The organism is Mesorhizobium sp. M0045 (assembly GCF_040323385.1).
Lineage (GTDB): Bacteria > Pseudomonadota > Alphaproteobacteria > Rhizobiales > Rhizobiaceae > Mesorhizobium.
On the sequence record NZ_JAMYUY010000002.1, the window covers coordinates 414,240 to 438,511 of the forward strand.

Here is a 24,272-nt window from a genome sequence, read left to right on the forward strand (position 1 = left end):
CATAGTCGCTGTATAGAGGGGACGAAGCAGGCCGATGGTGGACCAACCGCCGCGCCCGCTCCGCAGCTAAAGTTGGAGTGCCTTCATGCCAATGGCCCATGAGAAGCAGGACGTGTCCGCAGACCAGCGTTCGCGGCGGTCCGGCGGGCGCGAGGCGCGCCGCGCCATGCGGGCGGCACCGCTTGCCGACGACGTCAAGCCGGTGCGCGCCGGCCTCGAAGGTGGGAGCTACAGCCCGCTCAGCGGCAATGATTGCGAACGTATCCATGAGGCCGTGCTTACCCTTCTGGAGACGGTCGGCTTCGCTAATGCCATCCCCTCCTGCATCGAGGCACTGACCAAGGCGGGCGCGACCCTCGGTGAGGACGGCCGCCTGCGCTTTCCTCGCGGCCTTGTGCTCGACACCATCAAGAAAGCGGCGCGGCATTTCACCCTGCACGGCCAGGATCCGAAGCACGACATGGTGATCCAGGGCAAGCGTGTGCATTACGGCACGGCTGGTGCTGCGGTGCATCTTGTCGATGTCGAAAAGCGTGAGTATCGCGAGTCGCTGCTGCAGGACATTTACGATGCCGCGCGCCTGGTCGAAGGGCTCGACAACATCCATTTCTTCCAGCGGCCGATGGTGCCGCGCGACATTCCCGATCCGCTCGATATGGATTTCAACACGCTCTACGCCTGCGTCATGGGCACGTCGAAGCATGTCGGGACCTCGTTTACCGTGCGCGAGAACGTCAAGCCGGCGCTCGACATGCTCTATGCGATCGCGGGCGGCGAAGCGAATTTTCGCGCCCGGCCTTTCGTCTCCAATTCGAACTGCTTCGTCGTGCCGCCGATGAAATTTGCCGAGGACGCCTGCGGTGTTCTCGAAGCCTGTGTCGAGGGCGGAATTCCGATCCTGCTGCTGTCGGCAGGACAGGCGGGTGCGACGGCACCGGCGGCGATTGCCGGCGCCGTGGTGCAGGCGGTCGCCGAAGTGCTCGTTGGCCTCATCTACGTCAACGCCATCAAGCCAGGCCATCCAGCGATCTTCGGCACCTGGCCGTTTGTCTCGGATCTCAGGACCGGCGCCATGTCGGGCGGTTCGGCCGAGCAGGCGGTGCTGACCGCGGCCTGCGCGCAGATGGCGCAATTCTACGACCTGCCGGGCGGTTCGGCCGCCGGCATGACAGATTCGAAACTGCCTGACATTCAGTCCGGCTACGAAAAGGGCATAACCGACGTGATGGCCGGTCTCGCCGGCCTCAACCTGGTCTATGAGTCGGCCGGCATGCATGCCTCGCTGCTCGGCTTCTGCCTGGAGAGCCTGATCATCGACAATGACATGCTCGGCCACTGCCTGCGCTGCGTGCGCGGCATCGAAGTGACGGACGAGTCGCTGTCGATCGACACCATTGCCGATGTCTGCCTGAAAGGGCCGGGCCATTATCTGGGCAACGAGCAGACGCTGCGGCTGATGCAGACCGAATATTTCTATCCGGCCGTCGGCGACCGCTTTTCGCCGAAGGAATGGAATGAGAAAGGCAGGCCCGATATCCTGCAACGGGCGATCATCGAGAAGAAACGCGTGCTTGCCGAACGCTTCCCGCGCCATGTGCCAAAACCGGTCGACGACAAATTGCGCGCCCGCTTCGGCGATATGATCAAGCTGCCGCGCGACAGAATGGGCGGCTGAGCGTTACCCGCTCGCCGCGAGCAACAACACACCGGCCAGCGCCGATCCGGCAAGCGTCGGCAGCATGCCGATCTTCAGCTTCAGGATGGCGATCATCGAGGCACAGGAAAGCAGCGCCGCGCGCCAGTCTATCGATGAAAGCACCGGCACGTCCATTCCAAGCCCGACATTGCGAACTTCGCCGAAGATGACGTGCAAGCCGAACCATAGAGCGAGGTTCATGATGACGCCGACGACGGCGGCGGTGATCGCACCGAGCGCCGCCGACAGTGCCTTGTTGCCGCGCAGCGCTTCGATGTAAGGCGCGCCAAGGAATATCCACAGGAAACATGGGGTAAACATCGCCCACAGCGTAAGCAGCGCTCCAAACAATCCGGCAAGAAGCGGCGCGAGCGCGCCGGAGTGGCGGAAGGCGGCGACGAAGCCGACGAACTGCAAGACCAGGATCAACGGGCCGGGCGTGGTTTCGGCAAGCCCAAGGCCGTCGACCATTTCACCGGGTGCCAGCCAGCCGAAGGACTCGACCGCTGCCTGCGCGACATAGGCAAGCACGGCGTAGGCGCCGCCGAAGGTGACGACCGCCATGACACTGAAAAAGCCACCGATTTGCGTCCATACGCTGGCAGAGCCGGTAAAAGTCCAGACCAGCAGAACAGGCCCGAGCCAGATCGGCAGCCAGATCGCCAAAATGCGCGGCGCATGCCATCGCGTCGGTCTGACGTGAGTCAGTTCGCCGCGCTCGAACATCAGATCGACCGCGCCTTTGACGTCGGGAACATCGCCCTTGCCCTGTGGTGCGCCGGAAAAAAATGCCGGCGCACTACGGTTGCCGATCCAGCCTGCCAGGCCGGCAAGCAGCACGATCAGCGGAAACGGCACGTTCAACGCGTAGATGGCGATGAAGGCGGCGAGTGCGATCGACACCATGACCGGGTTTTTCAGCGCGCGTCTGCCGATCCGGATCACCGCCTCGATGACAATGGCGAGCACGGTTGCCTTGACCCCGAAAAACAGCGCCGCGACGAGTGGTACATCGCCATAGAGCGCATAGAGGCTGCTCAGGACGAGCATTACAAGCGCGCCCGGCACGACGAAGAGAATGCCGGCAACAAGGCCGCCGACCGTTTTGTGCAGCAACCAGCCGATATAGATGGCGAGCTGCTGGGCCTCAGGGCCAGGCAGCAGCATGCAGTAGTTCAACGCATGCAGGAAGCGCTGTTCGCCGATCCAGCGCCGGTCCTCGACCAGTTCCTTGTGCATGAGCGCGATCTGCCCGGCCGGGCCGCCGAAGCTGAGCACCCCGATTTTCGCCCAGACCTTCACGGCCTGCCGGAAGCTCGGCACAGCGGGATCCTGGATCTCCGCCGACTTTTTCGAAAGGACGGCGCTCACGATGGTTTGCCCGCGCTGACTGCGCCGGCGGCCGGCCAGTTATGCGTCTCCTCGGTGGCATCGCGGCACCAGCGGAAGAACATATCATAGAGCAGCATGCCGGCCTCGAGCTGCTCCAGATCGTTGCGAAACATCCGTGACAGGCCAAGCGAGGCGGCCAGGAAGCCGGCCGCCTGTGGAACAAGATCGAGGCTCGCAGTATCGGCAGCGCGTATGATCGTGGCCAGGCGATCGAGCGCTTCCGATTTAAGCCCGAACTCCTCGATCATGGTGTCGAAGGTGCAGCGTTCGCCGCGGTGGCTCCAGAACACGTTCTCGATGTCGAAAGGCACGGCCTGAAAGCGATCGGCGACGGCTGCCACTTCGGTCGGCTCGACGAAGAGAAAGACCGCGTGAGGATCGATGAAGCGCCGGATCAGCCAGGGGCAGGCGATGCGGTCGACCTTCGGGCGCGTACGCGTCACCCAAACGGTGCGGCCCTTGGCGTCGGCGGGCGGTATCTTGTCGGCGTGAACGAGAAGGCCCTTGGCATCGCGCCATGCTTCAAACCCGCCGTCGAGCGATTCGGCGGCTATGCCCTCGTGCCGCAGCCATGCGGCCACGCCTTGCGAGAGCTTTTTCCCCTGCTGGCAGACGACTGTCACTTGCCTGCCGGCGAAGTCGGCAGCCCAGTTCGAGACAGTCCTGAAATCACGCCGATCCGACCCCGGCAGCAGGCGCGGATCGGCGTTGTAGTCATCATCGATGCGGACGTCGATGATTGCGGGTGCACCCGGCAGCCCAATCAGACGGGACAGTTGCGATACAGTGATAGCGGTTGTTGACGGCATGGCGTCCACCTCCTTGAAAGAGAAGCTTGGACGCGAACGTTGGGCTGACGCCTCACGGGGTCGTCGCGATGCACCCCTTGCGATGATCGTGGATTTGTCACGCTCGCTTGTCAAGCATTTGTCCCTGCTGTCGCAGGACAATCGTTTTTGACAAACGATCGCGTCCAACTCTGTGCCGGGCATTTCTCCCCGTTAGCGGGCTGTTAACGGGGAGAAATGAGGAGACCGCAACACCGGCGACCTGACGGCTGGCCCGTGCGATGGACCCTGGTCAGTGATTGTCCCTCGGCACGCCGCTTGTATGAGCCACATCCTGGTATTTCACCGCCGGCTTCAGCACCATGCCTTCGGAAAACTGGTCGACCATGCCGCGCTGGATTTCCTGCCAGGGCGTCTGGTGCTTCGGATAGTGATAGCCGCCATTGTTCTGCAGCTCGGCGCGGCGCCGCGCGATCTCGTCGTCGCTGACGAGGATGTCGGCGGTGCCCTTGCGCAGGTCGATGCGGACGCGGTCGCCGGTCTTCAGCAGCGCCAGGCCGCCGCCGATGGCGGCTTCCGGCGAGGCGTTGAGGATCGACGGCGAGCCCGACGTGCCCGACTGACGACCGTCGCCGATACAGGCCAGCGCGTGGATGCCCTTTTTGATCAGATAGGCAGGCGGCTGCATGTTGACGACTTCGGCGCCGCCGGGATAGCCGATCGGACCGGCGCCGCGCATGAACAGGATGGTGTGCTCGTCGATGCCCTGTGCCGGGTCGTCGATGCGGGCGTGATAGTCCTCGGGGCCGTCGAAGACCATGGCGTTGCCCTCGAAGGCTTCGGGGTCCTTCGGGTTCGACAGATAGCGCTCGCGGAACTCGGGCGAGATGCCGCTGGTCTTCATGATCGCCGAATCGAACAGATTGCCCTTGAGATTGATGAAGCCGGCATTGGCTTTCAGCGGCTCGGCAACCGGGCGGATGACGTCGAGGTTCTCGTTAACGGCGCCGCGGCAATTGTCGCCGATGGTATTGCCGTTAGCGGTCGTGGCTTCCGGATAGGGCAGCAGGCCGCCCTTCATCAGTTCGGCGATCACGGCCGGCACGCCGCCGGCATGGTGATAGTCCTCGCCGAGATATTCGCCCGTCGGCTGCAGATTGACGATGAGCGGTATGTTGAGGCCGACCTTCTGCCAATCGTCATTGTCGAGCGGCACGCCGAGATGGCGGGCGATGGCGTTGAGGTGGATCGGCGCATTGGTCGAGCCGCCGATCGCCGAGTTGACGACGATGGCGTTCTCGAAGGCCTTACGGGTCATGATGTCGGAGGGCTTCAGATCCTCATGCACCATGTCGACGATGCGCTTTCCGGTCTCGTAGGCGATCTGGCCGCGTTCGCGATAGGGGGCGGGGATAGCGGCCGAGCCTGGCAATTGCATGCCGAGCGCCTCGGCCAGCGAATTCATCGTGGTGGCGGTGCCCATCGTGTTGCAATAGCCGGTCGACGGCGCCGAGGAGGCAACGATATCCATGAACTCGTCATAGCCAATCTCGCCAGCCGACAGGCGCTGGCGCGATTCCCAGACGATAGTGCCGGAGCCGGTGCGCTTGCCCTTGTGCCAGCCGTTGAGCATCGGCCCGACCGAAAGCGCGATAGCCGGGATGTTGACGGTGGCCGCGGCCATCAGCATGGCCGGCGTCGTCTTGTCGCAGCCGATGGTGAGCACCACACCGTCGAGCGGATAGCCGTAGAGCACCTCCACCAGGCTGAGATAGGCAAGGTTGCGATCAAGTGCAGCAGTCGGCCGTTTGCCGGTCTCCTGGATCGGGTGGCAAGGGAACTCGAAAGGGATGCCACCCATTGAGACAATGCCTTCGCGCACGCGCTTGGCCAGTTCGATGTGGTGGCGGTTGCAGGGCGACAGGTCCGAGCCGGTCTGCGCGATGCCGATCAGCGGCTTGCCGGACATCAGTTCGGCCCGCGTCAGCCCGTAATTCAGGTAACGTTCCAGATAGAGTGCCGTCATGCCCGGATTGTCGGGATTGTCGAACCACTCCTGCGAGCGAAATTTTTTCTTGCTGGTGGGGGCGCCTGCCATCGTGGTCTCCGTATTTGTATGACAAATCGATATGACAACGCGCGGGAGCAGGCAAGGGGCACGCGCCATCCGAATCCGCACTTTGGTGCGATAGACACACATCTGCCTCCGCGCTAGTCGGGATCGTGGTTTGTCAGCCCGCTATCCCGGAAAAGCTGGAACGTGTCGCCGCGGACCTACCCGGCCGTTCCGGCCGCCCTCCCCTCAAGGTCCCACTTGGGGGAGGACATCCGCATCACTCGAACACGATGCTCGGCACTGCAGCCTCGGCCGCGCCGCGCTCTTCATTGACGCGGTCCCAAACCTTGGCGGCGATGTCGCGGTAGATTTTCGCCTCGGCGCCATCGGGTTTCGAGACCACCACCGGCGTGCCAGCATCCGAGCTTTCGCGGATGCCCATCTCGAGCGGCACTTCGCCAAGGAAGGTGACCCCGAGACGCTCGGCCTCGCGGCGCGCGCCGCCATGGCCGAAGATGTCGTAGCGTTTTCCCGTATCGGGGGCGAGAAAATAGCTCATATTTTCGACGATACCCAATAGCGGCACGTCGACCTTTCTGAACATGTTGAGGCCTTTGCGCGCATCGATCAGGGCCAGGTCCTGTGGCGTCGAGACGATGACGGCGCCGGCCAGCGGCACCTGTTGGGCCATGGTCAGCTGGGCGTCGCCGGTGCCGGGCGGCATGTCGACGACGAGCACATCGAGCGGTCCCCATTCGACCTCGCGCAGCATCTGCGTCAATGCCGACATCACCATCGGCCCGCGCCAGATCATCGGCGTCTCCTCATCGACGAGGAAGCCCATCGACATGACCTTGAGGCCATAATTCTGCATCGGTTTCAGGATCTTGCCGTCGACGGTCTGCGGCCTGCCACGAATGTTGAGCAGACGCGGCATGGAAGGGCCATAAATATCGGCATCGAGCACGCCGACCCGCAGCCCGTTGGCGGCAAGCCCAAGGGCGATATTGACGGCGGTGGTCGACTTGCCAACCCCGCCCTTGCCGGAAGCGACGGCGATGATGGCCTCGATGCCGGGTACGCCGCGCTTGCCCTGGCTGTGCGAGGCGGGCGCCTGTGGGGCGGGACGGGCAGGTGCGGCCGGTGGAGCGGGCCTCTGAGCCGGTCTTTGCGGAACCGGCGCCTCCATGCCGCCGCCCTTCTTTTCCGCCGTCAGCGCGACCACGGCGCCGGCGACACCGGGGATCGCCTTGACAACACGTTCGGCCGCCGCACGCAGCGGCTCCATCTCCTGGGCACGGGCAGCGGGAACGGTGATCGAGAAGAACACCTTGGCGTCGGCAATGAAAATCTCGGAAACCATGCCGAGATCGACGATATTGCCGGTGAAATCCGGCCCATTGACCGTCTTCAGGCGCTCGATAACCATTTCCTTGGTCACGTTTTCATGGGCGGCGGGCATGAGTTTTTCCTCTACTTTTCCGCTCCAGATAATGCAGTTCCGGAACAGAACCAAGCGATGGACCAACAGTTGCAGCGGCGTATCGGGGAGGAAGCGACCATACGGCAGCATTTCCAGCGGGAGTGGCCGTCGCCAAATCGTCAACGCAACCTATTTCAGTGGACATGGAATGAACGCCAGGGAAGGAGACGAATCATGCTCGCAAACAGCAACGCAACGGCCAATCTCGCTGTGAAGGACCTGGCCAAGGCCAGGGCTTTTTACGAAGGAACGCTCGGCCTGAAAGAAGTGCACAATGAGGGTGGTGAACTGATCGTCTATGAAAGCGGCGATACCGCCATCAACGTGTACCGTTCGAACTTCGCCGGGACCAACAAGGCGACCGCTGTGACCTGGACGGTCGGCGATGAACTCGGCAAAATCGTCAAGGCATTGAAATCGAAGGGCGTGACCTTCGAGCATTACGACATGCCAGGCCTGACGCTTGAGGGCGATGTCCATGTCGGCCAGGGCATGAAGGTCGCATGGTTCAAGGATCCGGACGGCAACATCCTGAACCTTGTGGATAGGTAGATACGGCGCATCGCCTGCCGCGCAGTGCTACGGTGCTGTCACCATGCCAGGCCGACCGCGAGGTAGGTGAGAGCCGCGATGGCCGCGGTTGCCGGCAAGGTGACGATCCATGCCACCACGATGTTGCCGGCAATGCCCCAGCGAACGGCGGAGACGCGGCGGGCGGCGCCGACGCCGATGATGGCGCCGGTGATCGTGTGCGTGGTCGATACAGGAATACCCAGCCAGGTGGCGGCGAACAGGGTAATCGCACCGCCGGTCTCGGCGCAGAAACCCTGCATCGGGTTCAGCCGGGTGATCTTGGAGCCCATGGTGTGGACGATGCGCCAGCCGCCGAACAATGTGCCCAGCGCCAGCGCCGACTGACAGGTGATGACGACCCACAGCGGCACGTAAAAATTCGCGCCGAGCATGCCTTGCGAATAGAGCAGCACGGCGATGATGCCCATGGTCTTCTGCGCGTCGTTGCCGCCATGTCCAAGCGAATAGAGCGAGGCGGAAAAGAACTGCATGACGCGGAAGGTGCTGTCGACGGCAAACGGTGTCTGCCGCAGGAACAGCCAAGAGACCGCGAGGATCAGGACGAGCGCCAGCAGAAAGCCTGCCGCCGGCGATAGCACGATTGCCGCCGTGGTCTTGCCCAACCCGGCCCAGACAATGGCGCCGGTGCCTGCCTTGGCGACGCCGGCGCCGACCAGACCGCCGATCAGCGCGTGCGAACTGCTGGACGGGATGCCGACGAGCCAGGTGACGATGTTCCAGACGATGGCGCCGACAAGTGCTGCGAAGATCACTGCCGGCGTGACGATGCTGGCGTCGATGATGCCGGTTCCCAGCGTCTCCGCCACGTGGAGACCGAAGAACATGAAGGCGATGAAATTGAAGAAGGCCGCCCAGAACACCGCATAATGCGGCCGCAGCACCCTGGTGGAGACGATGGTGGCGATGGAGTTGGCGGCATCGTGCAGGCCGTTGAGGAAATCGAAGAACAGCGCGACGACGACAAGGCCGACCAGCACGGGAAAGGTTATCGCGGCTTCCACTATACGTTCTCGATGACGATGCCGCTGATTTCGTTGGCAACGTCCTCGAAGCGGTCGACCACCTTCTCCAGCTGGCCGTAGATCTCGCTGCCGATCAGATAGGCCATCGGGTCGCTGCGGCCATGCCGCTTGAACAGGTCCTTCAAGCCTTGCTCGTGCAGGTCGTCGGCCCGGCCTTCGGCGCGCATGACTTCCTCGGCGATGGCATTGAGGCGCACCGTGTGCGCCCCGACCTTGCCGAGCAGCGGGATCGCCTCGGCCACCAACTTGGCGGCCTCGACGATGACGCCTCCCATTTCCTGCATCAGCGGGTCGAATTCCTTCTTCTCGAACAGCCTTACCGTCTTGACGGTCTTGTGCATCATGTCGATGGCATCATCCATCGACTGGATCAGGTCCTTGATGTCGCCGCGATCGAAGGGCGTGATGAAGGAGCGCCGCACCGCAAGCAGCACCTCCGCGGTGATCTGATCGGCTTCGTCCTCGAGATCGATGATCGTCTGACACCAGCGGTCGATGTCGTTGCCCTGCAGAAGCTGCTGCAGTGCCTCGGCGCCACCGACCACGGTGCGGGAATGCCGCTCGAACAGGTCGAAGAAGCGATCTTCGCGCGGCAAAAGCTTGCGGAACCAGCCCAGCATGTTCGGTCTCCCGTCCTGTCCAGTCCACGACCCCGTCTGATCCACATAGCGCCGCATTCCATTGCGGGAAACAGTAAGCCGGCTGAAAGATGTGGATGCGGACGATTTACACAGGCGGCTTGCGGCCGAAGGCGATTTCCACGACCTTGCGCGCTACGATAGGACATATCGTCCGTGACAGGCTCCCGACGGCATGATCGACAAGCTGGAATTCTTCATAGCACTTGCCAAGGAAGAGCATTTCGGCCGGGCGGCCGAAGTATGCGGCGTCACCCAGCCGACACTTTCGGCCGGCATTAAGCAGCTGGAGGGCCAGCTCGGCGTGATGCTGGTGCTGCGCGGCTCGCGTTTCCAGGGACTGACGCCGGAAGGCAAACAGGTGCTGGTGTGGGCGCGCCGCATCGTCGGCGATAGCAGGACCATGCGCGAGGAGATGCGGGCGGCGCGTCACGGCCTGTCAGGGCGTATCCGCATCGCGGCGATCCCGACGGCGCTGGCCATGGTGGCGCGATTGACGACGCCGTTTCGGGCAAAACACCCCGGCGTCACCTTCTCGGTGCTGTCGCGGACCTCGATCGAGGTGCTGTCGCTGCTCGGCAATTTCGATATCGACGCCGGCATCACCTATCTCGACAACGAGCCGCTCGGACGCGTCACCAGCGTGCCGCTCTACGACGAGCGCTATCAGCTGATCACCGCCGTCGGGAACCCGTATTTCGACCGCGACAAAGTGACATGGGCCGAGCTCAGTCAGCTGCCGCTCTGCCTGCTGACGCCGGACATGCAGAACCGCCGCATCATCGACCAGCATCTGGCCGAAGCCGGCGTGCAGGTGCGGCCGACATTGGAATCCAACTCGATGATCGTGCTGTTCTCGCATATCCGCACCGGCAAATGGTCGTCCATCATGCCGCTTAACCTTGCGGAAACATTCGGCTTTTCCGAGCCGATCCGGGCTATCCCGATCGTCGAGCCGGATGCCAGCCACACCGTCGGGCTGGTGGCGGCGCCGCGCGAACCGCACACACCGCTGGTCTCGGCGCTGTTGGACGAGGCAATGGCGCTGGCGGACGATTTCCGCACCCGTCGCTAGGCTAGACAATGCTGGCGATCGCGAACGATAGAAAATTTCTATCGAGCAACGGATCGGCTTTATTGATTTAGCGGGTTTCCTCTGATTTCCTAAGCACTTAGCGGAAGACCGCCACGACCAGGGAGGGCGCTGCATGACGATGCAGCCTGCAAGTACCGAGATCGCATCGCGCACCGCGGCGATCATCCACGAGTTGAAAGGCCTCGAAGGCCCGCTGTTGCCGATCCTGCACGGCATACAGGAAGAGTTCGGCCATGTGCCGCAGGACGCGCTGCCGGTCATCGCCGAGGCGCTGAACATCTCCAGGGCCGAGGTGCATGGCGTCGTCACCTTCTATCACGATTATCGCTGCCAGCCGGCCGGCCGGCATGTGCTGAAGCTCTGCCAGGCGGAAGCCTGCCAGTCGATGGGTTCGGATGCGATTGCCGCCAGGCTCAAATCGTTGCTGGGCATAGGCTTCCACGAGACAACCCGCGACGGTTCGGTGACGCTGGAGCCGGTCTATTGCCTCGGCCTTTGCGCCTGCTCGCCGTCGGCGATGCTGGACGGCGAGGTGATCGGGCGGCTCGACGACGAAAAGCTCAATGAAATCGTTGCTGAGGTGCGCTCATGATCCCGCGTATCTATATTCCCGGCGATTCCGGCGCGCTGGCGCTGGGCGCGGAAAAGGTCGCCAAAGCGGTTCGGGCGGAATTGGCCGAGCGCGGCATCGAGGCCAAGATCGTGCGCAACGGCTCGCGCGGCGCCTATTTCCTCGAGCCGATGGTCGAGGTGGCAACGGCCAATGGCCGTATCGCCTATGGGCCGGTGAAGCCATCCGACGTCAAAAGCCTGTTCGACTGCGGCTTCCTCACCGGCGGTCACCACAAGCGCTGGCTCGGCGCTCCCGACAAGATCCCATTCCTGGCCAGGCAGACGCGGTTGACCTTTGCGCGCTGCGGCGTCACCGATCCGCTGTCGCTCGATCACTACAAGGCGCATGGCGGGCTGAACGGCTTGCAGAATGCAGTGGCGATGACGCCGGCCGACATCGTCAAGCAGGTGACCGAGTCCGGGCTGCGCGGTCGTGGCGGCGCCGGCTTCCCGACCGGCATCAAATGGAAGACGGTGCTCGATACGTCGGCCGACCGCAAATACATCGTCTGCAATGCCGATGAAGGCGATTCCGGCACGTTCGCCGACCGCATGATCATGGAAGGCGACCCTTTCGTGCTGATCGAAGGCATGGCGATCGCCGGCATCGCCACCGGCGCGACGAAGGGGTTCATCTATATCCGCTCCGAATATCCGCATGCGGTGGCGGTGATGCAGAAGGCCGTCGAGATCGCCCGCAAGGCCGGCGTGCTCGGCGTCAATGTGCTCGGCTCGGCCAATTCATTCGACATGGAAGTCCGCGTCGGCGCCGGCGCCTATGTTTGCGGCGAGGAGACGGCGCTGCTCGACAGCCTCGAAGGCAAGCGCGGACAGGTGCGGGCCAAACCGCCACTGCCGGCGCACAAGGGCCTGTTCGGCAAGCCGACGGTGATCAACAACGTCATCTCGCTGGCCTCGGTGCCGGTGATCATGGACAAGGGCGCCGCCTTCTACAAGGATTTCGGCACGGGCCGTTCGCGCGGCACCATCCCGATCCAGATTGCCGGCAACGTCAAATATCCCGGTCTCTACGAGGCGGCGTTCGGCATGACGCTGGGTGAGATCGTCGACGATATCGGCGGCGGCACGGCGACCGGGCGTCCGGTCAAGGCGGTGCAAGTGGGTGGCCCGCTCGGCGCCTATTTCCCGCGTGCCCTGTTCGACACGCCGTTCGACTACGAAGCGTTTGCCGCCAAGGACGGGCTGATCGGCCATGCCGGCATCGTCGTTTTCGACGACAGCGCCGACATGCTGAAGCAGGCACGCTTTGCCATGGAATTCTGCGCTATCGAAAGCTGCGGCAAGTGCACGCCGTGCCGCATCGGCTCGACGCGCGGCGTCGAGGTGCTGGACCGGCTCGCCCAGAACATCGAACCGGAAAAGCAGATCGCGCTGGTCACCGACCTTTGCAACACGATGAAGTTCGGCTCGCTTTGCGCTCTCGGCGGCTTCACCCCATATCCAGTGATGAGTGCACTCAACCATTTCCCGGACGACTTTCGGCCGACGCCGGTCGCCGAAGCAGCGGAATAGGAGCGGACAGGCATGAACGCGGCATTCGACATCAAATCGCTGGTCCAGGAAATAGACTACGGCACACCCGCCTCCGAAGCCGAACAGCAGGTAACGCTGACAGTCGACGGCAAGTCGGTGACGGTGCCGGCGGGCACCTCGATCATGCGCGCTTCTATGGAAGCGGGCGTTGAAATCCCGAAGCTCTGCGCAACCGACATGCTGGATTCGTTTGGCTCCTGCCGGGTCTGCCTCGTCGAGATCGACGGGCGCGGCGGCACGCCGGCCTCGTGCACGACGCCGGTCGGCGAGGGCATGGTCGTGCACACACACAGCGACCGGCTGAACGCCATTCGCCGCGGCGTGATGGAACTCTACGTCTCTGACCACCCGGTGGCGTGGGGCGAGAAGGCCGGCACCGGCGCCAGCGAGTTCGACAAGGTCGTCAGGACGGTCGGCCTGACCGAGAACCGCTATGGCGTGGACGGGCGCAACCACGTCAAGCAGGAAAACGGCGTGGCGCCCGGCCATGGCTCCCTGACCATCGACTATATCGCCCGCGATGAATCCAACCCCTATTTCACCTACGATCCGGCGCAATGCATCGTCTGCTCGCGCTGCGTGCGCGCCTGCGAGGAGGTACAGGGCACGTTCGCGCTGACCATCGAGGGCCGCGGCTTCGAATCCAGGGTCTCGGCCGGCATGCACGAGGCGTTCGTCGATTCCGAGTGCGTGTCGTGCGGGGCCTGCGTGCAGGCCTGCCCGACCGATGCGCTGAGGGAGAAGACCGTACTGGCGAAAGGCCTGCCCGAGCGCTCGACCGTCACCACCTGCGCCTATTGCGGCGTCGGCTGCTCGTTCAAGGCCGAGGTCAAGGGCGACGAGGTCATTCGCATGATGCCCTACAAGGCAGGCAAGGCCAACCACGGCCACTCCTGCGTCAAGGGCCGCTTCGCCTATGGCTATGCGACGCACAAGGACCGGATCCTGAAGCCGATGATCCGCGAGCGGGTCAGCGATCCGTGGCGCGAAGTGTCGTGGGAAGAGGCGCTCACCCACACGGCGAACGAATTCCGCCGCATCCAATACCAGTACGGCCGCACCTCGATCGGCGGCATCACCTCCTCGCGCTGCACCAACGAGGAGACCTACCTCGTCCAGAAGCTTGTCCGGCAGGGCTTCCGCAACAACAATGTCGACACCTGCGCCCGGGTCTGCCATTCGCCGACCGGCTATGGTCTCGGCCAGACCTTCGGCACCTCAGCCGGCACGCAGGACTTCGATTCGATCGAGCAGACGGACGTCATCCTGCTGATCGGCGCCAATCCGACCGATGCGCATCCGGTGTTCGCTTCGCGCATGAAAAAGCGCATGCGCCAGGGCGCCAAGCTGATCGTGCTCGATCCGCGCCGCACCGACATCGTACGCTCGGCCCATGTCGAGGCTCAGTACCATCTACCACTGAAGCCGGGCACCAACGTCGCCATGCTGACGGCACTTGCCCATGTCATCGTCACCGAAGGCCTGTTCGATGGGGCCTTCATCCGCGAGCGCTGCGACTGGGACGAGTTCCAGGACTGGGCGTCGTTCGTGGCACTGCCGGAAAACAGCCCGGAGGTCGTCGGCCAGCTTGCCAATGTCGATCCCGACGACATACGCGGCGCGGCCCGGCTCTACGCCCGCGGCGGCAACGGCGCGATCTATTACGGCCTCGGCGTGACCGAGCACAGCCAGGGCTCGACCACCGTCATCGCCATTGCCAACCTCGCCATGGCGACCGGCAATATCGGCCGGCCGGGCGTCGGCGTGAACCCGCTGCGCGGCCAGAACAATGTGCAGGGCTCCTGCGATATGGGCTCGTTCCCGCACGAGCTTCCCGGCTATCGCCACATTTCAGGCGACGCGGTGCGCGCGATCTATGAGAGCCTGTGGGGCGTCAAGCTCGACGACGAGCCTGGCCTGCGCATCCCCAATATGCTGGATGCAGCCGTCGACGGTTCGTTCAAGGGGCTCTATGTGCAGGGCGAGGATATCCTGCAGTCCGACCCCGACACCAAGCATGTCGCCGCCGGACTGGCGGCGATGGAATGCGTGGTCGTGCACGATCTCTTCCTCAACGAGACGGCCAATTACGCGCATGTCTTCCTGCCCGGCTCGACCTTCCTCGAGAAGGATGGCACCTTCACCAATGCCGAGCGCCGCATCAACATGGTGCGCAAGGTGATGGAGCCGAAATGCGGCTATGCCGACTGGGAAACGACGCAGGAGCTCGCCAAGGCGCTCGGCCTCGGCTGGACCTACACGCATCCGTCGCAGATCATGGACGAGATCGCCAAGACGACGCCGAGCTTCGCCGGCGTTTCCTTCGACCTCCTCGACAGAGTGGGCTCGGTGCAGTGGCCCTGCAACGAGAAGTCGCCGGAGGGCACGCCGATCATGCATATTGGCGGCTTCGTGCGCGGCAAAGGCAAGTTCATCCGCACCGAATACGTCGCGACCGACGAAAGGACCGGGCCGCGCTTCCCGCTGCTGCTGACCACCGGCCGCATCCTGTCGCAATACAATGTCGGCGCGCAGACCCGGCGTACCGAGAACGTGGTCTGGCATAGCGAGGACCGGCTGGAGATCCATCCGCACGATGCCGAAAATCGCGGCCTGCGCGACGGCGACTGGGTGCGGCTGACCAGCCGCTCCGGCGAGACGACGCTGCGCGCGCTGATCACCGAGCGGGTGTCGCCAGGCGTCGTCTATACGACCTTCCACCATCCCGACACCCAGGCCAACGTCATCACCACCGACTTCTCCGACTGGGCGACCAACTGCCCGGAATACAAGGTGACCGCAGTGCAGGTGGGCGCGTCCAACGGCCCGTCGGAATGGCAGCGCGACTATGACGAGCAGGCAAAGCAAAGCCGCCGTATCGCGAAGTTGGAAGCGGCGGAGTAGTCCTTGACCGCGCGCCGCAAAGCCATTGCGCAGATCTCGCGGCTGGCGCGCCGCGCGGGCGGCACCGCGGCCGCCAACCGGATGGTGCCGGAAGAGACGCCGGTGGCGTTCTCCTTTGCCGGCACCACGCATGCGGTGATGATGGCAAGCCCGGCCGATTTCGAGGATTTCGCGCTCGGCTTCTCGCTGACCGAAGGCATCATTGCCTCGCCGGACGAAATCGAAGCCATCGAGGTCGAGGATCACGGCGCCGGCATCGACATCCAGATCCGGCTGAAGGACCAGGCCAACACCCGCTTCGAAGCGCGGCGCAGACGGCTGGCCGGCCCGGTCGGCTGCGGGTTGTGCGGCATCGAATCGATCGAGGAGGCGATGCGCTCGGTAAACTCGGTCGGTGCGTCAACACTTACGCTTCAGGCCAACGACATCGTCCGTTCGGTCAAGCTGCTGTCGAAGGTGCAGCCGCTGCACGCCGAAACCGGTGCCGTCCACGCCGCCGGTTTTTACCTTCCCGACAAGGGCGTCGTCATGGCGCGCGAGGATGTCGGCCGCCACAATGCGCTGGACAAGCTGGCCGGCGCGCTGGCCAGGGCCGGTATCGACGGCGCCAGCGGTGCCGTCGTCGTCACGTCGCGCGTTTCGGTCGAGATGGTGCAGAAGACTGCGGCGATCGGTTCGGCCGTCATCATCGCCGTCTCGGCGCCGACCGCACTTGCCATCCGCACCGCGGACGAGGCCGGCATGACGCTGGTGGCGCTGGTGCGCGGCGACGATTTCGATATTTTCACCCATCCTGACCGCGTGGTTTCCGGAGTTGCCAAGCATGTCGCATGACGAAGGCCACCTCATGAGCACCAGCGAAAAGCTGGTTCGCATGGCCAACCAGATCGCCGCCTTTTTCCACTCCAAGCCGCGCGAGCAAGGCATTGCCGGCGTCGCCGAGCACATCAACAAGTTCTGGGAGCCGAGAATGCGCCGGCAATTGTTCGAGATGCTTGACAGCGGCGGCGAAGGTTTCAACGAGCTTGTCGTCGCGGCCGCGCCGCACATCAAGCGGCCGGGCGCGCCGGAGGGCTCAGGTTTTAGCGTCGGCGGAGCGAACACCGAGACCGCCGCGTCACAGAAGTAGCGTCGCGGGCCCACATTCACTCGCGCTAAAGTTTCATCTGCCGCAAGCTGCGTGGCTCTGCTATGATCGCCGACAAGAAATCGTCGGGTCGGGCGGACAACTCGTGAGGCCGATCGAAACTCGCTACGCGCTCAGCGGCGACGTGCGGATCGCCTATCAGGTGGTCGGCCAGGGATCGCTCGATCTCGTCTTCGTGCCGGGTTTCATTTCCAATCTCGACCTGCACTGGGAAGACGAGGGCTACAGCCGGCTGTTGAGGCGGCTTTCCGCGTTCTCACGGCTGATCCTGTTCGACAAGCGCGGCACCGGCCTGTCCGACCGCGTCGATGTCCACCACCTGCCCAGCCTCGAAACCCGCATGGACGATGTGCGCGCCGTGATGGATGCGACCGGCAGCGGCCGCGCCGCCTTGCTCGGCGCTTCGGAAGGCGCGCCGATGGCAATGCTGTTCGCCGCCACCTACCCGGAGCGGACGCGGGCGCTGGCGCTTTATGGCGGCTATGCCCATTTCCACAAATGGGTGATGCCGCCGGAACGCCTCGAGGCCTTCATCGCGACGGCGGAGACCGCATGGGGCACCGGCGCCACCCTGCCGCATTTCGCGCCTGGTCGCGTCGACGATCCGCGTTTCGCCACTTGGTGGGCGCGCTTCGAGCGGCTGTCGGCGAGCCCGACGGCGGCAATCGCCCTGGCCCGCATGAATGCAGCAATCGACGTGCGCGGCGTGCTGGCGGCGATCAGCGCGCCGACGCTGCTGGTCCACCGCCGAAACGATGCACGCGTCGACCCGGAGGCCAGCCGCTTCCTGGCAAGGAAGATCCCGAATTCGCGATTGGTCGAGGTGCCCGGGCGCGACCACCCGATCTGGACCGGCGATGTCGACCGGGTGGCCGATGTGATCGAGGAATTCCTGACCGGAGCGCGCGCCGTTGCCGAGGCCGAGCGCGTGCTGGCTGCACTGCTCGTCACCCGGATCTACGACACGGCGCGGCTTGGCGACCGCATGTGGGGCGAGCGCAGCCAGCGTTTTCAGGAAACATGGCGCCTGCTGGTCGGGCGCCATGGCGGCCGCCCGGCCGGCACGCATGGCGAGCTGATGATGGCGCGCTTCGACGGCCCGGCGCGGGCCGTACGCTGCGCGGCGGCGCTGCGCGATGCGGCGCAGGAAATCGGCGTCGCCAGCGCGCAGGGCGTGCATGTCGGCGAGGTCGAGTTGCGTGGGCCGCCGACGGGATTGACTGCGCGCGTGACGATGCAGCTTGCCGCCCATGCCGGGCGCGACGACATAATCGCATCGCGGCTGGTCGCCGACCTCGCGGCCGGTTCAGGCCTTCATTTCAATGACGCCGAACGCATCGCACTTGACGAGCTGGATGAGCCGCTGGCGTTGGTGCAGGCGACCTCGGAACAGCATCTGGAGCCGACCTTCCGGCCGAAGGCCAAGGCTGCCGAGCCGGCCGCACTGACGGCGCGCGAAAGCGAGGTGGTGAACCTTATTGCCGACGGCAAGAGCAATGCCGCAATCGCCGCCGAACTCGGGCTGAGCGAACACACGGTCAAGCGCCACGTCGCCAATATTCTGCTCAAGCTGGACCTGCCGTCGCGGGCGGCGGCAGCGGCGTTCTCGGCCCGGCACGCTGGCCCGCACGGGCCATAGAAGCCATGGCACTTTCGGGCGAAGCGGTTGGGCATGCCTGAGCGCTATCACTTCGTCCCATGCAGGCCAGGCGGATATCGCCGGGAAAGGCGCTGCGAAGGGAGTAATAAAATGCTGAAGTCGACACTCAAATCGCTGGTGCTGGCGGCAGGCGTTGGCGCGCTGCTGGCGATAGTTCCTGCCAAGGCCGAGGACGCCTCGGCGACGGCCGCCTACAAGGATATCCAGGCCACGCTCGGCTCGGTGCCGGACATGTTCAAGACGCTGCCGGACGTCGCTGTCGCCGGCGCCTGGGCCGAGATCAAGGGCGTGCAGCTCAACCCGAAAACCGCGCTCGACGGCAAGACCAAGGAATTGATGGGCCTCGCCGTCGCCTCGCAGATCCCCTGCCAGTACTGCATCTATTTCCACACGCAGGCGGCCAAGCTCAATGGCGCCAGCGACGAGGAAATCAAGGAGGCGGTGGCGATGGCCGCGATCGTGCGCCACTGGTCGACGATGCTCAACGGCAGCCAGATCGATCTCGCCACCTTCAAGAAGCAGTCCGATGAGGTGTTCGCGGCCGTCAAGGCGAAGTCGCAGTGAAAAACCGCTGCCCGGCGGCGAGCGCCGGGCAGCGGCTGATCAAGCAACCGCCCGATCGTCAAGACGGGCCCATGGAGGACAAAATGCTGACCAAGACACAGGCGGTAGACGGCGCGGCGATCAAGAAGGCAATCGAGGGCCGTGATGGAAAATTGCTGGCGAGCTTCTATACCGACGACGCATTGGTGCGGGTGATCGACCGCAACAACCCGCCGAGCAAGCCGCGCGAGATCCGCGGGCGCGCGGCGATCACCACGTTCTGGGATGACATCTGCAGCCGGGCGATGACCCACAAGGTCGACACCACCATCGCCGACGGCAACAATCTCGCCTTCACCCAGGCGTGCGCTTATCCGGACGGGACCAAGGTGTTCTGCGCGGCGATGCTGGAGCTGAAGAACGGCCAGATCGCGCGGCAGACCGTCGTGCAGGCGTGGGACGAGTGAGGCGGCCATGTTCGGTACCAGATGGGCATTTTCCAGGCCGCGTACCCCACCCCTAACCCCTCCCCACAAGGGGGAGGGAGACGATGCCGCTGCTGTTTCGGCTAGAATTGTCGAAGTTAATGCTAAGTGGCGCTGCCGCTGCGAAGTTCCCCTCCCCCTTGTGGGGAGGGGCTAGGGGTGGGGGTCTTCGTCGCAAGAATCCGCTGCGGTGCACGGGAGCAGGTTGCGGCAGCCGGGTAGCGCAACCCTCCATTACGGCGAACGAAATCCTACTCGCTTTCACCCTCCAGCGCCGGCACCGACACACCGGCAAGTTCCGCCGCCAGCAGCCGCGCGGCACCGGCGCGCGCGATCCTCAGCATCAGCGCCTTGCGTGTTGCCGCCGCCATGCGGTGCTCGGGCGCATCGCGCAAAATCTCGGCACCATAGCCGTCGGAGAGAATGAAGCCGCATTCTTCCGGAAAGATTTCCTGGGGTACGCCGGGATGGGTGGCGAAGAACAAGCGGTCGGAATGCACCCGGTAGTCCGGCCATTTGCGGTCGACCCTGAAATCCTCGAGCGAGGATTTGATCTCGATGATCCAGATGTCGCCCTGGCGGGTCAGCGCCACGAGATCGGCGCGCCGCCCGGTGGCCAGCGACAGTTCGGGCAAGACATGCGCGCCCATGTCCTTGAGCAGACGCTGCACGCCACGCCTGACCAGCATGGCACGCTCCGACTGGCGGCCGTCGATGAGCGGGTTGAGGGGAATCGGTGAGATGATCGGCATGGCCGCACCATGCCAGATTTTGTTCACGGTTTGAACCCGGTTTTTCGGGGCGATTATATGGTTGACAAACCCAAACCAGAGAGGTAGAAAGATTCCAACAACTTAGGAACTTTCTCCATGTCCGTCCTGTCCCGCCCCGAATTCCACGACGAAGCCAAGGCTTTCGAGCACGTCGAGGCGATCTTGTGGCCGAATGGTCCGGTTTGCCCGAAGTGCGGTTCCGTGGACAAGCACTACAAATTGAAGGGCGTCCGCACCAAGCCGTCCAAGAAAAATCCGAACGGCGTTGAGCGTCACGGTCTCTATAAATGCGGCGCTTGTCGTTCGCAGTTCACAGTCCGCATGGGTTCGATCTTCGAGGAAAGCCATTTGCCACTGACCAAGTGGCTACAGGCTATTCATCTCATGTGCGCCTCTAAGAAGGGTATCAGTGCCCATCAGATGCACCGCATACTCGAATGCACCTATGAAGCCGCTTGGTTCCTGTGCCACCGCATTCGCCTTGCAATGGCTTCTGGCGATCTCTCCCCGCTTGGCGGCAACGGCAAGACCGTCGAGGTTGACGAAACCTACACCGGTCGCCTGTCTGGCACGACCGTTAAGCGCGGCGGCGGCGCTCACAAGAACACTGTCGTTACGCTTGTCGAGCGTGGTGGCCGCGCCCGCTCCTTCCACGTCGATACCGCCCGCATTGGTACGGTCATGCCAATCGTTCGCGCCAACATCGCCAAGGAAAGCGCCTTGATGACTGACGAGGCTGGTATGTATCGCCGCGTGGGCCAGGAATTCGCCTCGCACGATGTCGTCACGCATTCCAAAGACGAATACGTTCGCTACGAAGGCGAAAAGACCATCCACACCAACACGGTCGAAGGCTTCTATTCAATCTTCAAGCGCGGCATGAAGGGCGTCTATCAGCATTGCGCCGAACACCATCTGCATCGCTACCTTGCCGAATTCGACTTCCGCTATTCGAACCGGATTGCGATGGGCGTTGATGACGGCACCCGCGCGTTCATCGCCTTGAGGGGCGCCGCTGGCAAGCGCCTGACTTATCATAGACCTGCTTGACGACAAGCGGCGGCATTTCCGCAGGGCGGTTCAGCTAGAACTTCCGCTATGGCGCTACCGACGGCGTTAACCACACAAGCCTTTGGCAATACAGGCTTCTGCCTTTCCAGAATCAAGTTCTGTGAATTCGTTCTGCCATTCTGGTTCTGGCTATTGACGCTGCGCCAGAGTCGCAGTATGCCGGACAGAACCAGAAAAGGTTCCTGTTATGTCCGATTCTCTCCTTGCCGCGGCAGAAGCCGAAGAGACAGACCTCTTGAAGGAGTTGGAGTCCAATCCAACCTTTCTTAGGTTGCGTACTGTTCGGCAGGTTATCGCTCTACTGCGCGGATCGCCGAAAGAGAGTGAAGAATACAATGCGCCGGTCCGATTCCCTCCTAGGGTTCGGGCTCGTCTTTCAAAGCGCGAGGATGTGGAGCGTGCTGTCTGGCGTCATTTAAGTGACACTGGCCGTCGTGCTTCGTCTGGTGAACTGTTCGCCATAGTGGAGAAGGCTGGCATCGTGATTGGCGGCGCTGTGCCATCGAAGGCGTTGGCATCTACGCTAAGCACTTCTGACCGCTTCAATAACATTCGCGAGCTTGGAGGATATGGCTTGGCGGAATGGGGTGACAGCGCCGGACCCTCTGTGGAAATGAAAAAAGACGTGACCGATGATAGGTCGGCCACGTCTTCGCAAATCACCGGAGAACCCGACAGTTCTCCAATCGAGACTCATGATCCCATCCCTTGGGAATCATGAGTGAACTTCCGCTTGATACGGCGGCCAGACCCGGTACTGGTAGTTCCCGGGGGACTGGAGTTTCCATGCTCCACCTTGAACCGCACGCGGCGGGCTATTCGCGACCGCGTGCCATAAGATAGAGTTTGGGCGGGGAGTGATCCCCGCCCATTCGTTTAGCATGCGCACGACTCGGAGTCTATATTCCTATGCCTAAGCCAGTGGACAAGACGCAGATCGAGAAGTTTCGCGAAGCGGCACGGGAACTGAAAACCGATCAGTCCGACGCCGCTTTCGAAGCCGTGGTGCAGAAGATCGCCAAAGCCAAGAAACTCACGCCCGAACAGATAAAAGAGTTTGTGCGGCGCGAGCGTGAGCAGTCTAAGGACTAGGCGCGGGGGACCGACCGAAAGGGCGAGATAACGCGCAAGCGGCGGTCGAAGTACTCGATCATGTATGGTGATAGCTCTTCGCTCTGATCGTTGCCGGGGTAGACAACATAGAACCCGTCCTTGGATACCATCTTGGTCACGGGGACCATGCCGATATCCTGGTCCGCTTGAAGCCGGAACGACAGGTTCCACCACCTTGAGACTTCAGCCAGAACATGTACTGGCCGAGGGTTGCCACCCGTTACGCGACCATCTTCTGTTCGCGGCTGACCACGCGGTCCTCGTAAAGGACCCGAACAGTCTCAGGCGCTGGTCCTAGGTCGAGCAAGTTGCGGCCATCGGCTTTCGCATCGCGGGCTTCCGCATTTAGCGCGATATCAAGGCGGCGCGAAGCCTCCTCCGGGGTAATTCCTTGAGCCGCGATATCGACCTCTAAGGCTTGGGCAATATAGTGATCCCCGTCCTTAAAGACGACGATCCGAATAGTGGTCTTGTCCATCATTAACGCTCCTTCTCCGACGTTCGGCCGGGGAAGTCCTCCCTTGCGTTTATCGTCGGAGTGTATGCGAACATCGTATCGCGCACAATATGGGGGATTTTGTGCATCGCAGCAAACATTTTCGCAACTGCGAATGAGCGACATGCTGCCATATCCATGCTTACGAAACCGTGAAGTCTCTCACAGGTTCCATCCGCGAACACAGTATCGCTGTTGAGTTGCCGGCCTGTCAGGCATACATTCCTATTTCCCGTTGGGTTTGTCAACCAGATAATCGCCTTTTTCGGGGTGATTTATCCAATTGACAAGCCCGGCTTAACTAACCGGCATCAAGCCCTCCAGGGCAATGATCCTCGTCTTTGCGCAGCGTTCGCGGATGGCTTTGAGGCGGCCGTATTCTGGAGAGTCGTACCATGCCAGGAGGGAAGCCATGTCCGGGAATTCGACAATGACGAGGCGGTGAGGTTCCCAATCGCCTTCCAGAACCTTGGTGGCCCCGCCGCGAGCGATGTACCTCCCCCCATAGCGGGCTTCGGTTGCCGGCACATCCCGGCGGTATTCCTCGAAAACGGCGGCGTCGGTTATATCTACATCAGCAATGAGATATGCGGCCATTGACCTTACTCCCCTTGGGAAGGCAATTGAAACAGGTCTATTAGCGGCCCCGCAACTAAGCCAGCGGTACTACGCCTCGGAAACGACTCGCGTTCTCCCGAATTGGGGCGCTTAACTGTCTTCGTTGGGGGCAGCTCTGGGAGGAGACGAACCATGCCGATGTATCTCACGCGATTCAGCTACAGGCCCGAAACCTGGGCGCGCTTGATGGATAATCCCGAGGATAGACGCGAGGCTGCCCGTTCCTACATCGAGTCGGTCGGCGGAAAGCTGCACGGGTTCTGGTATGCCTTCGGAGAGTACGATGGCTGGAACCTGTGGGAGGCGCCGGACAACGTGTCGATGGCATCGGTCATGCTGGCCATCGGTGCGGGAGGCGCACTCAGCTCATACGAGACCACCGTGCTGCTAAGTGTCGAAGAGACGATGGAAGCGCTTGGGAAAGCGAAGTCTATCCGGTATCGCCCACCGGGATCGTGACCGCCGCCCGCGCTTTGCGTAGTGTGGAAGGCTAAGTAACGCTTGCTCGCGAACGGCGCCCGTCGCTAAACT

24 protein-coding genes are annotated in these 24,272 nt (G+C 62.9%); 15 read left to right on the forward strand and 9 right to left on the reverse strand.

Annotation, left to right across the window (positions count from 1 at the left end; all coding sequences use genetic code 11):
- Nucleotides 1-85: 85 nt before the first annotated feature.
- Complete coding sequence (locus NKJ72_RS04690; RefSeq protein ID WP_352476035.1) at nucleotides 86-1,675, forward strand: trimethylamine methyltransferase family protein; 1,590 nt, start codon at nucleotides 86-88, stop codon at nucleotides 1,673-1,675.
- A 3-nt stretch (nucleotides 1,676-1,678) separates the two neighbouring features.
- On the opposite strand, the gene chrA is transcribed toward NKJ72_RS04690, so the two are convergent.
- The 4 genes from chrA to NKJ72_RS04710 form a co-directional block, all read right to left on the reverse strand.
- Nucleotides 1,679-3,067: a chromate efflux transporter gene (chrA, locus tag NKJ72_RS04695; protein WP_352476036.1), complete on the reverse strand. Its 1,389-nt coding sequence runs from the start codon at nucleotides 3,065-3,067 to the stop codon at nucleotides 1,679-1,681.
- Nucleotides 3,064-3,897: a chromate resistance protein ChrB domain-containing protein gene (locus NKJ72_RS04700; protein WP_352476037.1), complete on the reverse strand. Its 834-nt coding sequence runs from the start codon at nucleotides 3,895-3,897 to the stop codon at nucleotides 3,064-3,066. The genes chrA and NKJ72_RS04700 overlap by 4 nt, the downstream gene beginning before the upstream one ends.
- Before the next feature lie 271 nt (nucleotides 3,898-4,168).
- On the reverse strand, nucleotides 4,169-5,974 hold the full coding sequence (locus NKJ72_RS04705; protein ID WP_352476038.1) for an IlvD/Edd family dehydratase: 1,806 nt from the start codon (nucleotides 5,972-5,974) through the stop codon (nucleotides 4,169-4,171).
- A 235-nt stretch (nucleotides 5,975-6,209) separates the two neighbouring features.
- On the reverse strand, nucleotides 6,210-7,394 hold the full coding sequence (locus tag NKJ72_RS04710; protein ID WP_352476039.1) for an Mrp/NBP35 family ATP-binding protein: 1,185 nt from the start codon (nucleotides 7,392-7,394) through the stop codon (nucleotides 6,210-6,212).
- Between the two features lie 195 nt (nucleotides 7,395-7,589).
- Between NKJ72_RS04710 and NKJ72_RS04715 the strand changes: the two genes are divergently transcribed.
- Entirely contained in the window at nucleotides 7,590-7,967 is a 378-nt protein-coding gene (locus NKJ72_RS04715; RefSeq protein ID WP_352476079.1) for a VOC family protein, read from the forward strand.
- A gap of 38 nt (nucleotides 7,968-8,005) precedes the next feature.
- Here NKJ72_RS04715 and NKJ72_RS04720 read toward each other — a convergent pair whose 3' ends face one another.
- The gene (locus NKJ72_RS04720) at nucleotides 8,006-9,010 is read right to left on the reverse strand and encodes an inorganic phosphate transporter (protein ID WP_352476040.1); all 1,005 of its coding nucleotides are present in this window, start codon (nucleotides 9,008-9,010) and stop codon (nucleotides 8,006-8,008) included.
- Nucleotides 9,010-9,651 (reverse strand): DUF47 domain-containing protein, encoded by a 642-nt coding sequence (locus NKJ72_RS04725; RefSeq protein WP_254816177.1) that lies wholly within the window; start codon nucleotides 9,649-9,651, stop codon nucleotides 9,010-9,012. The genes NKJ72_RS04720 and NKJ72_RS04725 overlap by 1 nt, the downstream gene beginning before the upstream one ends.
- Before the next feature lie 193 nt (nucleotides 9,652-9,844).
- On the opposite strand from NKJ72_RS04725, the gene NKJ72_RS04730 reads away from it, so the two are divergent.
- From NKJ72_RS04730 to NKJ72_RS04770, 9 genes are all read left to right on the forward strand, one after another.
- Nucleotides 9,845-10,744: a LysR family transcriptional regulator gene (locus NKJ72_RS04730; RefSeq protein ID WP_254816176.1), complete on the forward strand. Its 900-nt coding sequence runs from the start codon at nucleotides 9,845-9,847 to the stop codon at nucleotides 10,742-10,744.
- A gap of 133 nt (nucleotides 10,745-10,877) precedes the next feature.
- Nucleotides 10,878-11,357, forward strand: a complete 480-nt coding sequence (locus tag NKJ72_RS04735) for a formate dehydrogenase subunit gamma (RefSeq protein WP_352476041.1) — start codon at nucleotides 10,878-10,880, stop codon at nucleotides 11,355-11,357.
- On the forward strand, nucleotides 11,354-12,910 hold the full coding sequence (locus tag NKJ72_RS04740) for a formate dehydrogenase beta subunit (RefSeq protein WP_352476042.1): 1,557 nt from the start codon (nucleotides 11,354-11,356) through the stop codon (nucleotides 12,908-12,910). Before NKJ72_RS04735 ends, NKJ72_RS04740 begins: the two co-directional genes overlap by 4 nt.
- Nucleotides 12,911-12,922: 12 nt before the next feature.
- Nucleotides 12,923-15,835 carry a formate dehydrogenase subunit alpha gene (fdhF, locus tag NKJ72_RS04745; RefSeq protein WP_352476043.1) on the forward strand — a complete coding sequence of 971 codons (2,913 nt, stop codon included), beginning with the start codon at nucleotides 12,923-12,925 and terminating at the stop codon, nucleotides 15,833-15,835.
- A gap of 3 nt (nucleotides 15,836-15,838) precedes the next feature.
- The gene (fdhD, locus tag NKJ72_RS04750; RefSeq protein WP_352476044.1) at nucleotides 15,839-16,669 is read left to right on the forward strand and encodes a formate dehydrogenase accessory sulfurtransferase FdhD; all 831 of its coding nucleotides are present in this window, start codon (nucleotides 15,839-15,841) and stop codon (nucleotides 16,667-16,669) included.
- Entirely contained in the window at nucleotides 16,659-16,964 is a 306-nt protein-coding gene (locus tag NKJ72_RS04755; RefSeq protein ID WP_352476045.1) for a formate dehydrogenase subunit delta, read from the forward strand. The genes fdhD and NKJ72_RS04755 overlap by 11 nt, the downstream gene beginning before the upstream one ends.
- A gap of 103 nt (nucleotides 16,965-17,067) precedes the next feature.
- The gene (locus tag NKJ72_RS04760; protein WP_352476046.1) at nucleotides 17,068-18,621 is read left to right on the forward strand and encodes an alpha/beta fold hydrolase; all 1,554 of its coding nucleotides are present in this window, start codon (nucleotides 17,068-17,070) and stop codon (nucleotides 18,619-18,621) included.
- Between the two features lie 111 nt (nucleotides 18,622-18,732).
- On the forward strand, nucleotides 18,733-19,206 hold the full coding sequence (locus NKJ72_RS04765; RefSeq protein WP_352476047.1) for a carboxymuconolactone decarboxylase family protein: 474 nt from the start codon (nucleotides 18,733-18,735) through the stop codon (nucleotides 19,204-19,206).
- Nucleotides 19,207-19,289: 83 nt separating this feature from the next.
- Complete coding sequence (locus tag NKJ72_RS04770) at nucleotides 19,290-19,652, forward strand: nuclear transport factor 2 family protein (RefSeq protein WP_352476048.1); 363 nt, start codon at nucleotides 19,290-19,292, stop codon at nucleotides 19,650-19,652.
- Between the two features lie 269 nt (nucleotides 19,653-19,921).
- On the opposite strand, the gene NKJ72_RS04775 is transcribed toward NKJ72_RS04770, so the two are convergent.
- Nucleotides 19,922-20,422 (reverse strand): MmcB family DNA repair protein, encoded by a 501-nt coding sequence (locus tag NKJ72_RS04775; protein ID WP_352476080.1) that lies wholly within the window; start codon nucleotides 20,420-20,422, stop codon nucleotides 19,922-19,924.
- A gap of 117 nt (nucleotides 20,423-20,539) precedes the next feature.
- Here NKJ72_RS04775 and NKJ72_RS04780 point away from each other — a divergent pair, with 117 nt between their 5' ends.
- The 3 genes from NKJ72_RS04780 (at nucleotide 20,540) to NKJ72_RS04790 (ending at nucleotide 22,606) form a co-directional block, all read left to right on the forward strand.
- Nucleotides 20,540-21,493: an IS1595 family transposase gene (locus tag NKJ72_RS04780; RefSeq protein WP_352476049.1), complete on the forward strand. Its 954-nt coding sequence runs from the start codon at nucleotides 20,540-20,542 to the stop codon at nucleotides 21,491-21,493.
- A 208-nt stretch (nucleotides 21,494-21,701) separates the two neighbouring features.
- Nucleotides 21,702-22,235 carry a hypothetical protein gene (locus tag NKJ72_RS04785; RefSeq protein WP_352476050.1) on the forward strand — a complete coding sequence of 178 codons (534 nt, stop codon included), beginning with the start codon at nucleotides 21,702-21,704 and terminating at the stop codon, nucleotides 22,233-22,235.
- A 200-nt stretch (nucleotides 22,236-22,435) separates the two neighbouring features.
- Nucleotides 22,436-22,606, forward strand: a complete 171-nt coding sequence (locus NKJ72_RS04790) for a hypothetical protein (protein WP_352476051.1) — start codon at nucleotides 22,436-22,438, stop codon at nucleotides 22,604-22,606.
- Nucleotides 22,607-22,847: 241 nt separating this feature from the next.
- Here NKJ72_RS04790 and NKJ72_RS04795 read toward each other — a convergent pair whose 3' ends face one another.
- A complete protein-coding gene (locus NKJ72_RS04795) occupies nucleotides 22,848-23,108 on the reverse strand; it encodes a hypothetical protein (protein WP_352476052.1) in 261 nt (86 codons plus the stop codon).
- 312 nt (nucleotides 23,109-23,420) lie between these two features.
- Nucleotides 23,421-23,720 (reverse strand): DUF1330 domain-containing protein, encoded by a 300-nt coding sequence (locus NKJ72_RS04800; RefSeq protein WP_352476053.1) that lies wholly within the window; start codon nucleotides 23,718-23,720, stop codon nucleotides 23,421-23,423.
- A gap of 153 nt (nucleotides 23,721-23,873) precedes the next feature.
- Here NKJ72_RS04800 and NKJ72_RS04805 point away from each other — a divergent pair, with 153 nt between their 5' ends.
- A complete protein-coding gene (locus tag NKJ72_RS04805) occupies nucleotides 23,874-24,200 on the forward strand; it encodes a GYD domain-containing protein (RefSeq protein ID WP_352476054.1) in 327 nt (108 codons plus the stop codon).
- Nucleotides 24,201-24,272: the final 72 nt, after the last annotated feature.